This window comes from Faecalispora anaeroviscerum, assembly GCF_947568225.1.
In the GTDB taxonomy this organism is placed as follows: domain Bacteria; phylum Bacillota; class Clostridia; order Oscillospirales; family Acutalibacteraceae; genus Faecalispora; species Faecalispora anaeroviscerum.
The window spans coordinates 1,623,988-1,640,720 of record NZ_CANOOQ010000001.1; the positions used below are offsets into that span (position 1 = coordinate 1,623,988).

At 50.0% G+C, this 16,733-nt stretch carries 10 protein-coding genes; 2 read left to right on the top strand and 8 right to left on the bottom strand.

Annotated elements, in window-relative coordinates; all coding sequences use genetic code 11:
• Positions 1 to 4: 4 nt before the first annotated feature.
• The 5 genes from QOS46_RS08125 to glgB form a co-directional block, all read right to left on the bottom strand.
• Positions 5 to 1,273: a glycoside hydrolase family 3 N-terminal domain-containing protein gene (locus QOS46_RS08125; protein WP_283608789.1), complete on the bottom strand. Its 1,269-nt coding sequence runs from the start codon at positions 1,271 to 1,273 to the stop codon at positions 5 to 7.
• On the bottom strand, positions 1,270 to 2,694 hold the full coding sequence (gene glgA, locus QOS46_RS08130; protein WP_283608790.1) for a glycogen synthase GlgA: 1,425 nt from the start codon (positions 2,692 to 2,694) through the stop codon (positions 1,270 to 1,272). The genes QOS46_RS08125 and glgA overlap by 4 nt, the downstream gene beginning before the upstream one ends.
• A gap of 118 nt (positions 2,695 to 2,812) precedes the next feature.
• Positions 2,813 to 3,928, bottom strand: coding sequence for a glucose-1-phosphate adenylyltransferase subunit GlgD (gene glgD, locus QOS46_RS08135; RefSeq protein ID WP_283608791.1), 1,116 nt, complete (start codon positions 3,926 to 3,928; stop codon positions 2,813 to 2,815).
• Entirely contained in the window at positions 3,928 to 5,139 is a 1,212-nt protein-coding gene (locus QOS46_RS08140; protein ID WP_283608792.1) for a glucose-1-phosphate adenylyltransferase, read from the bottom strand. Before QOS46_RS08140 ends, glgD begins: the two co-directional genes overlap by 1 nt.
• A 43-nt stretch (positions 5,140 to 5,182) precedes the next feature.
• Positions 5,183 to 7,120 carry a 1,4-alpha-glucan branching protein GlgB gene (gene glgB, locus QOS46_RS08145; protein ID WP_283608793.1) on the bottom strand — a complete coding sequence of 646 codons (1,938 nt, stop codon included), beginning with the start codon at positions 7,118 to 7,120 and terminating at the stop codon, positions 5,183 to 5,185.
• A 701-nt stretch (positions 7,121 to 7,821) separates the two neighbouring features.
• Between glgB and QOS46_RS08150 the strand changes: the two genes are divergently transcribed.
• Entirely contained in the window at positions 7,822 to 8,868 is a 1,047-nt protein-coding gene (locus tag QOS46_RS08150) for a PocR ligand-binding domain-containing protein (RefSeq protein ID WP_283608794.1), read from the top strand.
• Positions 8,869 to 9,338: 470 nt separating this feature from the next.
• Here the strand turns inward: QOS46_RS08150 and gap are convergent, their stop codons facing one another.
• Together gap and QOS46_RS08160 are read right to left on the bottom strand one after the other, a co-directional pair.
• On the bottom strand, positions 9,339 to 10,355 hold the full coding sequence (gap, locus tag QOS46_RS08155; protein ID WP_283608795.1) for a type I glyceraldehyde-3-phosphate dehydrogenase: 1,017 nt from the start codon (positions 10,353 to 10,355) through the stop codon (positions 9,339 to 9,341).
• Between the two features lie 95 nt (positions 10,356 to 10,450).
• Positions 10,451 to 11,323: a hypothetical protein gene (locus QOS46_RS08160; protein WP_283608796.1), complete on the bottom strand. Its 873-nt coding sequence runs from the start codon at positions 11,321 to 11,323 to the stop codon at positions 10,451 to 10,453.
• A 144-nt stretch (positions 11,324 to 11,467) separates the two neighbouring features.
• On the opposite strand from QOS46_RS08160, the gene spoIID reads away from it, so the two are divergent.
• Complete coding sequence (gene spoIID / locus QOS46_RS08165) at positions 11,468 to 12,493, top strand: stage II sporulation protein D (protein ID WP_283608797.1); 1,026 nt, start codon at positions 11,468 to 11,470, stop codon at positions 12,491 to 12,493.
• A 911-nt stretch (positions 12,494 to 13,404) separates the two neighbouring features.
• Here spoIID and QOS46_RS08170 read toward each other — a convergent pair.
• Positions 13,405 to 16,593, bottom strand: a complete 3,189-nt coding sequence (locus tag QOS46_RS08170; protein ID WP_283608798.1) for a hypothetical protein — start codon at positions 16,591 to 16,593, stop codon at positions 13,405 to 13,407.
• Between the last annotated feature and the right edge of the window lie 140 nt (positions 16,594 to 16,733).

Consider the following 16,733-nt stretch of genomic DNA (forward strand, 5'->3'; position numbering starts at 1 on the left):
ATTTTCAGTTCATAATACCCATTGTATATTTCCAGGCTAGAATGCGCAGCACACTTTCGTCCAGCCGTTCCTGAGAAACAGAACCGTCCTGCACGGCGGCATACAACGCATCGAAATCCCCCGAACTATCGGTAGAAAGCAGCAGATCATTCCCCGCCAGAAAGGCTGTGGGCGCGGCAGAACTCTCCCCGACCTTATCGCGCAACCCCTGCATGGCCAGATCGTCCGTCATCACAATTCCGGTAAATTTCAGCTCCTCGCGCAGAATGCGGTGTACCTCCGGCGACAGGGATGCCGGATTCTTCGCGTCCATCGCCGTTACAATGTTATGCGACACCAGTACGCACTGCGCGCCGGCATCAATGCCCGCCTGGAACGGCAGAAAATCGCTGTCGCGGAACGTTGCCAGATCACGGTTGTCCGTCACTACTCCAGTATGCGTATCCGGATTGCTGTCGTACCCCGGGAAGTGCTTGAGCGTGCTGGAAAGCTGCTTGCTGTTCGCGGCCTGCACCACCGTTTTGACAAACTCCGCGGTGCGCGTTCCGTTTCGGGCAAACGCACGGGGGAACATATAGGCACTTCTGTCAAAGGTTACGTCCGCTACGGGGGCAAGATTTACATTTAGGCCATAAGACAGCAACAGATCAGCTTTCTCAAGCGTATCCTGACGGATGCTGTCCATACCGCCGTTTGCGTAGACTACCTGCGGTGAATTGAATTTTTTCGGCGCCAAGGCGGAGAACTGGCTAACCCGTGTGACGGTGCCGCCTTCTTCATCCACAGCCAGCGCCATCTTGATTTTGCTGGCATCCTGATACCCCTTCAACATGCTGCGCACCTGCTCCGGCGTTTTATCCTTGAAGCTGTCGCTCATGAGGAAAAAGCCGCCCGGCTGATACTCGGTTACCGTCTGCACATCCCCTTCGGTTGGCGCACGGAACAAAAAGACCTGTCCCACTTTTTCCTTCAGAGACATGCCCGCCAGCGTTTGTGCGGCCTTAGGGTAAGCATCCTTAAAGATTCCCGTCCCTTCCACCACCGGCACGGAAGATGCCTGAGAAGCGATCTCCGACGACTGCGCCTGCGATGCCTGGGAAGAGGAACCCGTCTGCGGGGTGCTCGGCACCGGATTTTTTGCCGCAAACGGCGAAAAAGGGCCGAATAGAGCAAACGCCCCCGCCCCTGCCAGCAGAACACCTGCCAGCAGGACCATGGGGACGACGTTTTTTCTTTGTTTGGAATATTGCGGTGTGTAATGCTTTCTTCTCACTGTTTCAGCAGCTCCCTGTAAAGTCGGATGTATTCATTGGCTGAATGGCCCCAGCTGTTGTCGCATGCCATTGCACGGCGTACCAGAATCTCCCAGCCCTCTTTCTTGGCGTAGCCCTCCAGCGCGCGGTACAAAGCGTACACCATGTCTCCGCTGTCGTAGGTCTGGAAGGTAAAACCGTTGCCCTCGCCGTCGCCGCTGTCCTGAATCGAATCCTTCAGGCCGCCGGTCTCGCGGACAACCGGGATGGTGCCATAGCGCAGAGCAATCATTTGTGAAAGGCCGCAAGGCTCGCTCTTAGAAGGCATGAGGAAAATATCGCAGCCCGCGTACACACGGCGGGAAACCTCCGGCACAAAGCCGATATACGCGCACACACGGCCGGGATAACGACCCTGCATGTCGCGGAAAAAGCTCTCGTACTCATAATCACCGGAGCCGAGCAGCACAAACTGTGCGTCCGTTTCCGCCATGACCCGCTCAAACGAGTCGCGCACCAGATCAAGACCCTTCTGCGCGACCAACCGGGTCACCATGCCAATGAGAGGGGTATCCGCCTCCTGCGCAAGGCCAAGCTGCTCCTGCAGCATGCGCTTGTTCTCTGCCTTACCGGATAGATCCTCCGCGCTGAACGGCGCCGCCAGAGTGTCGTCATTCATCGGGTCATAATGTACAATATCAATCCCGTTCAGAATGCCGGAAAGCTTCCATGAGCGTGAGCTGAGAATTCCCTCAAGCCCATACGCGAACCAGGGGTCCAGAATCTCCTGGGCATAGGTGGGGCTTACGGTCGTTACCCAATTGGCGCACTCAATGCCGCCCTTGAGCATATTGACGCAGTCATCATATTCCAGTAGCTGCGCGGCGGAATCCGGAACTCCCAGAACATCGCGCACCAGCTCCATACCATATTTTCCCTGATACTGAATATTATGGATCGTCATTACCGTCTTGATTCCCTCATACCAGGGATTATTTGCATAAAACAGACGAAAATATACCGGAACCATTGCGGTCTGCCAGTCGTTGCAGTGGATCACATCGGGCTTAAAATCGATGGCAGGCAGCATTTCGAGCGCCGCGCGAGATAAAAAGGCGAACCGCTCCGCGTCGTCGTAATGGCCGTACAGGCCGGGGCGCTTAAAATAATACTGGTTGTCGATCAAATAGTAAATTACCCCGCCCGCTTTTGCTTCAAACACACCGCAATACTGTCTGCGCCACGCCACCGGCACGGAAAGACTGGTTACAAAGTGCATCTGGTCACGCAGCTCCTGCGGAATATCGTCGTAGAGCGGCATTACGACCCGGCAGCCAATCAGGCGGCGGCGCAGGGCCTGTGGCAAAGAGCCGGCCACGTCACCCAATCCTCCTGTGACGGCAAAGGGTAAGGCTTCACTCGTGCAATATAATACTTTCATCACTACGCCTCCTGTCAGTTACACAAACCATCCAAAAAACAGCAAAATGAAATTTCGCTTTCTTCCCGCCTATGGTGGGAGAAATGTCCCTTTTTGCCTGTTTTATGCAAGATTCGTATTATACAATACTCCCCTTACTGATAAAGACCGGATAGGACTGGAATCCCATCAGAGAGCGTTCTTCCTTGATTTCTACATCCTTATCGATGACCACATAATTCAGGTGACTGTCGCGGCCGATGAAGCTGTCCTGCATAATGACGCAATTTTCAAGCTTTGCACCCTTCGCCACCTTAACCCCACGGAACAGCACGCAATTGTGAACCTCACCGTCCACCTGGCAGCCGTCGGCCACCAGCGAATTGGTCACGTGGCAGCCCAGGCCATAGCGCGCGGGCATATCGTCGCGCACCTTGGTGTAGATGGGACGGTCAGGGCAGAAGAGCTGGGCGCGTACCTGCGGCAGCATCAACGCCATGTTGGCCTCAAAATACGCGTTCATGGAGTGGATAACCTGCATAAAGCCGGTAAATTCATGAGCGTACACGCGGTAATGCGGAATGTTGCGCTGCAGCAGATCGCGCGGGAAATCGTACAGATTGCGGCTGATGCAATCCTCCACTAGCTTCATCAGCAATTGTCGGCCGATCAGGAGGATATTCATGCTGTAATTGCATTCTCCCTCCACGCGGGGATCAATCAGCATATCACGCACGCGGAATTCGGGGTCCAGCTGCAATACGCCAACGTTAGACACCTTTGGAGGAACCTTGCCAAACCGGTACACAATCGTAATATCCGCCTGCTTTTCCATATGGGCGGCAATCACTTTTTTGAGGTCAATGTTTGCGACAATATCGCAGTCGCTGAGCAGCACATATTCCTCTTTCGAGCTGGAAAGAAAACGGAACGCGGCCGAAAGCGAATCGATACGGCTGTTGGAAATCGAGCTTTGCGCCCCAAACGGCGGCAGCATATAAAGGCCCTCGCGTTTACGGGACAAATCCCATGCTTTGCCGGAGCCCAGATGATCCGTCAACGACTGGTAGTTGCTCTTGGTCATGACCCCGACCTTATTGATGCCGCAGTTGACCATATTGGAGAGAGGGAAATCGATCAGACGGTAACGCCCGCCGAACGGCACAGAGGCCATCGCGCGTTTTTCTGTCAGCTCACGCACTCTTTCTTCATGTACATTAGAGAACAATAACCCCACCACATTATTTCCGCGCATTATTTCGCCACCTCCTCCGCGTCGATCATCGCCTTAGCCGGCACTACCGTGCCGGGCGCGATCACGCAGTTTTCTCCTACCACAGCGACTCCCCACTTGGATTTATCGTCCATATCCTCGGGCCTGGCCCCAATCACGGCGCCCTTGCCGATGACAGCATTTTCAGAAACTATGGCATACTGAACAACAGCGCCCTCTTCCACCCTGCTGCCCGGCATAATGATCGAATCGCGCACGATCGCACCCGGCGCAATATAAGTGCCGGCAAACAGCACCGTAAAATCCACCTCGCCGTACACGTTGCAGCCTTCGGCAATCAGCGAATTCTGCACCATGGCCTCCGGTGAAAGGTAATGCGGCGGCATCACCGGGTTGCGGGAATAGATTTTCCACGAAGGCTCGCCCAAATCCAGCTCGGTATGCGGGTTGAGCAAATCCATGTTCGATTCCCACAGGCTTTCAATCGTCCCGACGTCCTTCCAGTAGCCGCTGAACTCGTAAGCAAACATTCTCTCGCCCGCATCCAGCATCGTTGGCAGAAGATCCTTGCCAAAATCGTTGGAGGATTGGGGGGTGGCTTCATCCTGCTCCAGATATTTTCGCAGCTTGTTCCACGAGAACACGTAAACCCCCATGGAGGCTTTGTTGCTTTTCGGTTTTTTAGGTTTTTCATCAAACTCGTAGATGGAGCCATCCTCGCGAGTATTCAGGATGCCAAAACGCGAAGCCTCTTCCCAAGGCACCTCGATCTGAGCAATGGTGCAGTCCGCTTCTTTCTCCTTATGATATGCAACCATCCTCGAGTAATCCATCTTGTAAATATGATCACCCGAAAGGATTACCACATAGTCTGGGTGGTACCTCTCGATAAAGGGAATATTCTGATAAATGGCATTTGCCGTTCCCTTGTACCAATCGGCCTTGCGTCCGCGCTGATACGGTGCCAGCATATGAACACCGGCATCCATGCTGTCAAGATCCCAAGGCTGGCCGCTGCCTATGTAATCATTCAGTACCAGAGGCTGGTACTGAGTAAGCACCCCCACCGTTTCAATTCCGGAATTAACACAGTTGGAAAGCGGGAAATCAATAATCCGATACTTTCCGCCGTAGGGCACCGCAGGCTTTGCCAGATTTTTGGTCAGCACCCCCAAGCGGCTGCCTTGCCCGCCGGCCAGCAGCATGGCGACAACTTCTTGTTTTGGCAACATCGTAACTTACCTCCTTGGCTAGTGTTTTGAAAAGCGCCGCTGATTATGATGGCTGTTTCGGCAACCGGCTGCCGTTCTTTTGCGTACGGCGCCGCCTGCATTTTAAATAGAAGACGGACATGGGCGGCAGCGTAAGGCTGACGCTTTGTTCATACCCGTGCATGGGAATCGGATGAGAAGAAATGGAGTCCCCGTTGGTAACGCCGGTACCGCCAAACTCGATTTGATCGGAAGAGAACACCTCCTGGTAGACGCCGTCCCACGGCACGCCGATACAGTAGTTTTCCCTTTGAATCGGCTGAAAATTACAAACGACAATGAGTTCTTTTCCCGCCTGATCGATCCGGCGGAACGAAATAACACTCTGAGTGTAATCATCGTTCGAAATCCAGGAAAAGCCCTCCCACGAAAAATCAATCTGCCACAGGGCGGAATTCTCCAGGTAGAAGTGATTCAGCGCTTTAAAGAAGCACTGGGCCTGCTGATGCAGCGGATATTCCAGCAGGAACCATTCCAGCTGCTTTTCATTATTCCACTCAACAAACTGGCCGAATTCTGTGCCCATAAAAATCAGCTTTTTCCCGGGATGCGCCATCATATAGCTCATAAACGCACGCACACCGGCAAGCTTTTCTTCATTATCGCCAGGCATTTTATTGATCAGCGAGCATTTACCGTGTACCACCTCGTCATGTGAGATGGGTAAGATAAAGTTTTCGGAAAAAGCATAGACAAATGAGAATGTGAGGCTGTCGTGATTATACCTGCGGTAAACCGGGTCGAGCGACATATACCGCAGCATGTCGTTCATCCAGCCCATGTTCCACTTATAGTTAAAGCCAAGCCCACCGCAGTAGGTAGGGCGCGAAACCAGCGGCCACGCGGTGGATTCCTCCGCAATCATCATCACATGCGGCGACACCTCGAACACCGCTTCGTTGAGCTTCTGAAGGAACGTAACGGCCTCCAGATTCTCCCGCCCGCCCTGCTCGTTGGGAATCCATTCGCCTGCCTTACGGCTGTAATCAAGATACAGCATCGACGCTACCGCATCTACCCGAATTCCGTCAATATGGTACTGCTCCAACCAGAACACTGCGCTGGAAATCAGAAAGCTGATCACCTCACTGCGGCCATAATCGAACACCAGTGTTCCCCAGTCTTTATGCTCACCCTTTTTTGGGTTCGCATATTCATAGCAAGGGGTACCGTCAAAGCGGGCCAGACCGTTTTCGTCCTTGGGAAAGTGAGCGGGAACCCAGTCGAGAATCACGCCGATCCCCACCTGGTGGCATTGATCGACAAAATACATAAAATCCTTCGGCGTGCCATAGCGTGAGGTCGGCGCAAAATAGCCTGTCACCTGGTAGCCCCAGGAGCCGTCAAACGGATATTCCGTGAGGGGCATCAGCTCAATGTGCGTATACCCCATTTCTTTCACATATGGAAGAAGCTCTTCGGCCAGCTGGCGGTAGGAATAAGGGCTGTCATCCGGATTTCTGCGCCAAGAGCCCGCGTGCAACTCGTAAATATTCACCGGCTGATTGTAGTGGGGCTTCTGTGCCTGACGGCGCTTCCACGCCGCATCTTTCCACGAAAAACCATCCAACGAATAATATTTGGAGGCGTTCCCAAAACCGTTTTCAAAATGGAAGGCATAGGGATCGCTTTTAAATACCTCGGTGCCGTCCGCCTGCCCAACGCAGAATTTATAAGACATGTACTCGGGCAGAACAAAGGGCAAATAGCCCTCCCAAACGCCCTGGCTGATTTTCTTCATCGGATACTCGTCGGCATCCCAGTCGTTGAACTCGCCCGCAACAGAAACAGAAAGAGCGTTCGGCGCCCAAACCCGGCATACCATGCAGGGGGACCCGTCCCGTTCTGTTTCATGCATGCCCATATACTCATAAGCCTTGCAGTTCGTGCCTTGATGAAACAGAAAAAGCGGCAAACTGGAGCCCTGCGTTTTCGATGACATGTGAATCCACTCCCTTCCAGAGCTTTCTAATTTCATCATACCACAAATTCCTAAAATTTCAATAGTTTTTAGTAATTCTCTTAAAACAATCAGGTTAGCAACTCTGCTAATTTGTTTATATCATACAAATAATTGCCAGTTTGATTAGGTAATGGGTTGGAGAACCCAACAGAGAATCTATTCCAACAATCGATACACTGAAAACCGGATGTTCCTTTTCCCTGACCAGGTTGGGAAAAAGGAATAAGAAATGAAATCGCGTGTGTTTCAGTGGCATTACAGTATCTTACTGGATTGACAGTGTCGGATTTTAGAAAAAAGAGGACGCGCCGTATTTTTGCCGTATATAAAAACGTGCATGTGTTTTATGCACATACACCGTTATCAAGCTCCGGCCAACCGAATATTTCTTCATCTCGTGGGAAAGTACCACTTGCCGTTTTGCTGATTTGCTTACTAGTATATCCAGCACAAATCAGTAAATTTTACAATTATCCTTCTTACTACTGATGATGATCGAATAAAGCTCAAAAGGCTCTATCCGATTATGAAAAAAATTTAGATATTAGGTTAATAACTATAAGTGATATTTCTTCACTAAAATTATATAAGACATTTTTTTATGTATATTATGGATGGAAAGCGCGATATAGGAAACATATTCTGTAATAAAATGAATTACTTTTAAGGAGATGACTGGAATGATTCGAATGAGGCAAGACGGCAGTATTGACATGGGTGTACTGGAAATAAACGATATTGTAGATATTACTTTGCTGCAAAATTTTCAAGACAACTTTGCAGTTAGCATGGACTGTGCAAGCGTGACGGTGGACAGAAGCGGAAATCCGGTTACTGACCCGAGTTCGTATTCGAAGTTTTGTGACCAATATGTACATAAAAGCAAAATTGGTGATGAAAGATGTGCCCACTCTCACAATCGGATGGGGCAGGAAGCCGCACGCACCGGAAGGCCCTATGTGGGGCAGTGTCATGCCGGGCTGATCGATTTTGCCGCCCCGATCATCGTCCACGACGAATTGATTGGAACCGTGCTGGGCGGACAGCTCCTTTCGGAAAAGCCTAAGGAAGATTATTACCGTGAAGTTGCAAAAAAAATCGGCTCCAGCGAAGATGGTCTTGTCGATGCGGTGAAAGAAATAAAAGTTACGGAAAAAAGAAATATTAATGCTGCGGCTGAAGTGCTGTTTATTGTGGTAAACACACTTGCGGAAAACGGGCTTGCAAAGATAAAACTGCAAATGGTCGCTAAGCAGCTGGCCAATAAGTTTGTCGATATTTCCGCTACTTTAGAGGAACTTGCGGCATCTGCCCAGAGTATTGGCGAACAGCAGAAGCAGTTGAATCAGGAAATTGAACAGATCGGAAAGTTCACACGGGAAATCAATGGCATATTAAAATCCATTTCTCAAATTGCGACGAACACCATGCTGCTTGGTTTTAATTCTTCGATTGAAGCGGCGCGAGCAGGAGAAGCCGGCAAAGGATTTGCCGTGGTTGCGCGGGAAATTCAAAATCTTTCGGAAAGTTCAAAAAAGACCGCAGAAAATATTTTACAACTTACACAGCAGATTACAACATCCATTGACAGTACGCTTCAAAGCTCACAGTCCACCTTATACACGACAACGGAACAGACAAAAGCAATGGAAAACGTGTCCAATGCGGTTCAGGAGATTGTCGGATTGGCGGACGAGCTTGACAATATGATGAAAGCTACCCGCTAATAAGTATCACTATACGAATAAGTTCTTGAAGTGTCTCCTTACAGTAAAACCTCCTGCCGCAGAACGGCAGGAGGTTTTACTGTAAACAGGATGATACCAAAGTGTTATACCGGTTCAATAGTACAGCTTATATTTAGTCCTTTTCCAGAGGTAACTCATGGAATAATATCTTGGCCTTGTTTAAAAAATAAATCTTACACAAAGACACCATAAACAGCATTGACAATTGAACTTGAATTCTTTTGACAGTTCTTGCAGTAACATAACAAAACACCCCTTGTTAAATTGCAAAAACAAAATAACAAAGAGTGTTAATACTTGTGTTATGATAGCCATATTGTTACTCGTATAAATACGGTACAACGAAAACCGTTGTTATAACAAAAACGGCTTATTTACAATGAAACTGGTCTTAGCGAAGCATGACAACTATTTTAAACCATCAAGAATCATAAGGTTTAATGCGGTTTTTATTTATGATCGACACTGAACATGTGCTTGATCAAATCGAGCACCTTGTTGCTGTAACCCCACTCATTGTCATACCAGCTAACCAGCTTGACAAAATTGGGATTGAGCATGATGCCTGCTTCTGCATCGAAAATGGAGGTGCGGGGGTCACCCAGGAAATCGGAGGAAACAACGGCATCCTCGGTATAGCCCAGAATACCCTTCATCTCGTTTTCGGAGGCTCCCTTCACGGCTGCGCAGATTTCTTCATACGTAGCGGATTTCTCCAGACGGCAGGTCAGGTCAACCACAGACACATCCAGGGTAGGAACGCGGAAGGACATACCGGTCAGTTTCCCCTTCAGCTGAGGGATCACCAGAGTCGCAGCCTTCGCCGCGCCGGTGGACGAAGGAATGATATTGCCGGAAGCCGCTCTGCCGCCTCTCCAATCTTTCGCGGAGGGGCCGTCTACGGTCTTCTGAGTAGCGGTGGTGGAGTGAACCGTCGTCATCAGGCCTTCTGCGATGCCGAACTTATCGTTGATGACCTTCACCAGCGGAGCCAGGCAGTTGGTGGTGCAGGATGCGTTGGAAACAACCGTCATATCGGAGGTATATACATCGAGGTTGACGCCGCATACAAATGTGGGGGTGTCATCCTTGGCCGGAGCGGAAATAACAACCTTCTTTGCGCCGGCCGCAATGTGAGACGAGGCCTTTTCTTTTGTGGCGAATACACCAGTGGATTCCACAACATATTCTGCGCCGTCAGCGCCCCACGGAATGTTAGAGGGGTCCTTTTCTGAATGAACGTTGATTGCTGTGCCGTTTACAACCAGCTTGCCACCCTGTGTGCCGATTTCGCCCTCAAATCTGCCGTGCATCGTATCGTACTTTACCATGTACACCATGTAATCCAGATCAATGAAGGGATCGTTGATCCCGACGATCTCGAATACATCCGGCTGAGCCACCGCCGCACGGAAGACCAGACGGCCGATTCGGCCAAATCCGTTGATGCCAATTTTAATAGACATAGTACAACCTCCTAAAATCGATTTAAAGCTTTCCTTGTCTTTCCATTATTTTATATGATTTTCAGGAATATTACAAGACATTGCGAAAAATTTAACTAATTAACACTTTGATTTTCATGTCTGGCATCAGCATTCCCTTTGCAGGCCAGTTTTACACCCAGCGAGACTAAAAACAGCGCGATCACCAAGTACAAAACGCTGCTCTCCATACTCATGGAGCAGAACACTCCCCGGCCCATGGCATACATTAAAAGATTCGGCACCGTAACGGTCAGCGCAAGCAAGCCGTAGCACATACTGGTGGAAACCATCAGCCGGCGGCTTTTGAGGTCGTCCACACCGGCCCAGAAGCGCGATTGGGCAAACAGGCATAGGAGCAAAAAGATCACCATAAACATGGAATACAGGCTCTCAATTGTGTTGACTACCTCGGTGTACCTGACAAACATCACCGTTAGATCCAGGCAGGACCACAGCGGCACGATCAGCGCACCGGCCGGCAGAGCCACATAGGGGTTCCTGCCCGTTGCCAGACCCCAGGTGAGTACCAGAAAATTAATGGACGCCAACATTCCGAACAGCGCCAACGCTCCATACAAGCCCGGGTGCTGCACCCAGACTGGCAGCTGCTGCAAACCGTCGTCATAAAAGTTATCGCGCCCGGCCGCCACCAGCATCAGCTGGTGCAGCGAATAAATCAGCAGTGCGGCGCCGCTAAGGCCACCGAAGATCACTGTCGGAAATCCGGACAAATCCCCAAAGGTAAACGAAATGGATTTTTCACGGTACGACAGCAGCAGAATCCCCGCGCAGCCCAAAACCAACGCAACAGACACAATCGCCGCCGTTACGTTCCCATCCGTAAAAAAACCTGTCTTACTGTCTACAAAGTTCATCAGCTGATACAGGCGAATCGGTATCGCCAAAACACACGAGACCGCAAATGCGATCCACATTTTTTTCATCATGCTTTCTGGCCCTTTCTCATCTTGTTCGGCGGTCGCGCAGCGATGTCCCCCGTTTTGGCAGTTTTCTGAAGTCTATGACCCATTTTATATCACGCATCCCGCAAAGTCAATACAGGTGTATGCTTTGCGGGGAAAGGAGCCCGTATGAAAGGAAAAACCGCATGGTGCATGATTTTATTCTTACTGCTGCTGCTCATCCCCTTGATCGCGCTGGGCGCAAAGGTGCCGGACAAAGAATCCGGCTCCCCTGCGTCTTCCGCCGTAGAAAGCAGCCAGTCTGCGCCACAGTCCGCAACCGGTCCGCCACAAAGCACCCAGACAGCCGCTGTTTTTAAGATTTTGGATGAGCCCACCGGAGAGGTGCTGACGGTTGATGATAAGGAATTCCTCTACGGAGCCGTCGCGACGGAGATGTCTCCCGAAAGCCCGATGGAAGCCCTCAAAGCGCAGGCGGTGAGCGCTTACACCTATTACGGCCGCCTGCGGGCGCAGCAGAAGGAGAAACCGGACGCCTCACTGAAGGGTGCGGATTTTTCGGCTGACATTTCCGGCTGGAAGCTCTACACCACCAAAGCGGAAATGCAGAAGCGCTGGGGCACCAAATTTGACACCTACTACCAGACGCTGGGAAAGGTAGCCGACGCGGTTTACGGCCAAACGCTGCAAAGCGACGGCCAATTGATCTGCGCGACGTATTACGCGATTTCCTCCGGCAATACGGAGGCTGCCAAAGACATTTGGGGTGGGGATTACAGCTACCTGGTGCCGGTTGCAAGCCCCAGCGACGTTAGCGCGAGTGGTTACAGCACCACCGTGTCTTTGGCCGCTCAGCAGGTGCAGCAAGCGGCACAGAAGCAATGGGGAATCTCTTTGAACGGCGACCCCTCCGCGTGGTTCGGCAAGGCGGAACGAACGACCTCCGGCTCTGTGACGAATCAAACGCTCGGCGGAAAAACCGTCAAGGGTGGCGAGGTTCGCACGGCGTTCGGCTTGCGCTCCGCAAATTACACAGTCACTTACGCCAAGGATAAATTCACCTTCTCAGTCAAGGGCTACGGCCACGGCGTGGGCATGAGCCAGGCCGGGGCGGAATACATGGCGCAACACGGCTCCAACTACAAGCAAATCCTTGAATGGTATTACCCCGGCGCGAAGCTTGTTTCCACCTGAGCGCATAAATCAAGGCTTGCCCCCGTGCCGGGGCGGGCTTTGCTTTTCTTGTAACAGAATTTGTTTTTTCTCTGCGGGGGTTCCCCGTGGAAATTCTGCTGGCGCAGGGCTTGCCCCTCATGCCGGGGCGGGCACTTCCTTTCTTGCGAAAAGAAAGGAAGCAAAGATTCGCCAAGGCTCCGCCTTTGGAATCCGTTTAGGGGAACGGCTCCTGAAAGCATCACCGACAACCCTCGGGAAGGCGCTCCATTGAAAATGCTCACTCTCCGAGCTTGATCTCGAAATAAGTCTTGCTATCCCGTCTGTCGGCGGGCATTTTCAAAGCGCTCTCGTTGGCTCGCAGTTTTTCGGTGCGGCTTCGCCGCTGAACGCAATTAGTTAACTGTCTGTTTTCACAAAACAAGGTGCGCTTGTTGGCTCGGAGAAGAATGCTTTCTGTTAGCGGAGAGATCCTTTTTTGTTTTTGCGGGCATCTAAGCTTTCTTACGCACAAGCTGCGCGCACAGGCTTGTTCCTGTGCGGAAAATTCGCACCAGAGCGGGAGCTCCTCCCGGTTTCCAAAGGCAGAGCCTTTGGTCGTTGAGAGGGGATCCAAGGGGAGAGAATCGAAACTCTCCCCTTGGAAGGCCTTTGCTTACTTTCGTCCTTTCACGAAAGTAAGTGCCCGCCCCGGCATGAGGGGCAAGCCCTGCGCAAGCAGAATTTTCCCGTGAGGCTACTCACAGAAAAAAGCAGCTTGTTCACCTGTGAACGCAACAAGGGACTGCCCTCTCGGGCAGCCCCTCTTTTTTGTCATATTTCGCACAAATATGCACAAAGCGGCGGTCTGGAAGATGAAGTCCAAACCGCCGCCACGCAAATACAGCTAACAGAAATTATTTAGTTCCTTGCGAACCTTTACTTGCTTTTAATTACTTCAGTGCAGAAACGTTGTTACCCTTTACACCGACAGAAGCTGCGCCCTTGGCTACAACAAACTTAACGGAAACATGGGTGTTGCCAACAGTAGCAACTACAAAAGCAGTGCCAGCATTCTGAGCTGTTACTCTGTATACGCCGTTGCCACGGGGAGCGATGGAAACAACCTTACCATTTACGGTAACAACCGGAACAGCAGTTGTGCCGGTGGTGGAGAATTTCACATCGTAAGCTTTGCCAGGAGCAAAGGTGTAGGAAGTGGTATCAGCCTTCAGAGTACCGTTTACCTTAGCTACGTTCACAGTCAGAGTAGCGGTAGCGCCGTTTGCATCAGTTGTGGTGATGGTAGCGGTACCAACAGCAACGCCCTTAACCTGGAACTTGTAGCCGCGAGGATCAGCAGCGTTGAACAGCTCAACAGTTGCGACCTGAGTATCGGAAGAAGTAGCGGTCATAACAGCCGCAGTGGAGGACTTCGCGATATACTGGTACACAGCGCCAGTACCCAGAGTTACGGGCTTAGTGGTATCCAGAGTTACGGTGGACTGGGGCTTCTCAACAACATTTACATTCAGAGTAGCCTCAGCATAGTCTTCCAGCTCATCGCCATTTGCATCAACAACAGAAGCTGTAACAGTGGCTTTGTTGTCAATAGAACGATCAGCATTGTAATCCAAAGCTTTAATGGTCAGCACATTGCCTTCCTGAGTTACGGAGACATAATCGTCATTCGCATCTACATCATAGGCAATAGAAGCACCGGAGGGCAAAGCAGTCCCATCGGGATAGTTTGCAACCGTTACAGTTGTAGACTGGCCCTTTGCAATGGTCAGGTCGGTCTTATCGAACTTCGGACCAGCAAAAGTAACGTTCTTAATTACCTGCTTGTCAGTAGTCTTATTGACGCTCTTGGTCTCTAAGCCAAAGCCCAAACCATCAATGTCAGCACCGTCTACAGCGCCTTCATTAGACTGGAATGCAGTAGCACCAGCAGTCAGACCAGCAGTCAGTTCCATCTTAACTTCGTCACTTACACCATCTTCAACAAACAGCTTGTCGGCAGGGAATGCAAAGCGTCCGTCGCCATCAATGCTGCCAATGCGAGCATCGGAAACTTCCAGTCTGGAATCTTCGTCGACGTCTACAGAATCGGCAATCAGCTTGCTGGTGAGAACAACCTTAGACTCATTTTCGAGCTTTACAGTCTGCTCAGTAGCAGCCGCAATACCCTTAATAGCACCAGTGAAATCATCAAAGCTGACATCATTGATATAATCGCCGTCAACAACGTTCAAAGAAACATTGTCGCCAGAAATCTTAATCTCGCCACCCTGATCTTCACTCTTCAGTGTGCCTTTAACAGTCACAGTTGCATCGCTGCTAGAATCAACAGAAACACCGCTGTTTGCGACAGTCTTATTTTTAACAGTAACATTGCCACCAATTGTGGTGTCAACATCATCGTCCTCTGCATCCAAAGTCAAGGAAGAAACAACTACATTACCAGTAATATCGCCACCGGTAATATTAGCCGAAGCATCTTCGGCATCAATTGCCTTAACCTTACCTTCAGAAATGGTAATAGTTCTTGCTCTGTCTTTAACAGTTCCAACCGTGCCCCCCTGAATATCAACGGTAGTGGCTTTAATGTCGCCAACAGTACCATCTTCTACAGTCACGGACTGAGGGTTAGAATCGCTACCAACATTCAAAAGCTCAACGGAACCGCCCAAAAGCTTAATAGAAGTGTCGGAAACAATTTCGTCATAAGAACCAACTGCATCAGCGTTGTCCTTATTGGTCTTCCAGTAATCCTTATCATCCCAGTCAAAACCACCGGCTGCAATGTAAGTTTTACCATTCTTCTTGTTAATCTCCCATTTGGAAGGCAGATTGCTACCGGTCAATTTCGAACCAGTCAGCAAATCAATATCCGCATCCCATTTCTTGGCAACTTCCACCTTCTGGTTTGTTACGGAGCTATCAATGTCAAAATGTGCAGCTACTGTTGTGGGTGTAGTTACTGCAGGCACAAAGTCACCGAGTTTAATCTTCAAGGTATCATTGCCAGTTTTGGCCAGCTCAGCATCCTTGTGAGGTACAACAGGTGTAACACCAGAAGCACTCGCAGAAACTTCCACTTCAAAAGTTGTAAACAAACGAACAATACTCGTATCTGTCAAAGTAGAATCAACGTTCTGAACAGTATAATTGCCATTAGCCTGTTTTACAAATTCAGATGCGCCAGCGATTGCAACTTTATCAAATATCTTATCGCCCTTCATTTCGAGCTTGCTGGTATCAATAAGCTGAATATTAGATGCATACTCGGTAGAAGCCGTTAACTTATTCCAAGCAGCGCCATCATATGCATAATAGCTATCACTTGCAGTCAAAGCCGGAAGTACTGCCTTTGCAGCATAGCTCTTTGCATTAAGAGCAGTAGGAGTTCCAGTAGGAGCAGTTGCTGTCAGTGCAACAACAACATTTGTCAAAGGCTGAAGAGCATAGTTTGCTGCGGTAGTGAGGTACGTACCGGTAATACCACCAGAAATGCCGGTGGCAGTGGCATCTGCTCTTTTGTAGTCAGCAACAATCGTGCTGCCGCTCTCGGGTACCGCGTAATACGCCTGTACATCCAAATACATCTGGTTAACAGCAGCAGTTTTAATGTCATCCGGTTTTTCGTCAATTACAGCGGTACCAGTGGTGGGCTTACCAAGAAACAGTTCGTTCTCTTTGTCGGAATAAATTGTAATCTCTTTAGAAGCCTTTACAGTTACTTCTTTGTCATCACGATCATAATCCTCTACCTCATAGGTAACGGTGATCACTTCTTTACCGGAAGCATCTTTTTTCAGAGTCAGATCACCATCTTTATTGATAGTAATCAACTTGTCGCCGGAAACATGGTTGTAGCTATCGTAATCAGCAGCACCCGCATTCTCATGGTCATAGGTCTCAATGCTGGGGTTACCGATCAGAGTAGCCAAAGAAACTGTCTTCGCAGAGCTCCCGCTGACGAGGAACAGTTCATCATCGTCATTCAAATTCTGAATGCCAGTCAAAGAACCTGTTTCTCTGGTACTTGCAGCGGATGCAAAGTTCAGGGATGAAAAGCTCGACACGATCATGGCGGAAGCCAGGATCAGTGACAAAACTTTACTTTTGGTTTTGTTCATCCTTTTTAGTCCTCCTTAAAAATTTGTTTTTGTTGTGCGTATTTGCGTTGTGCTTATGAAACGTAAACATACATGGCAGCCCCGGGTTTCGCCCCCCGGAACAAGCGGCAGCAACAGGTGTTTCGTAAGAAACGTATAGC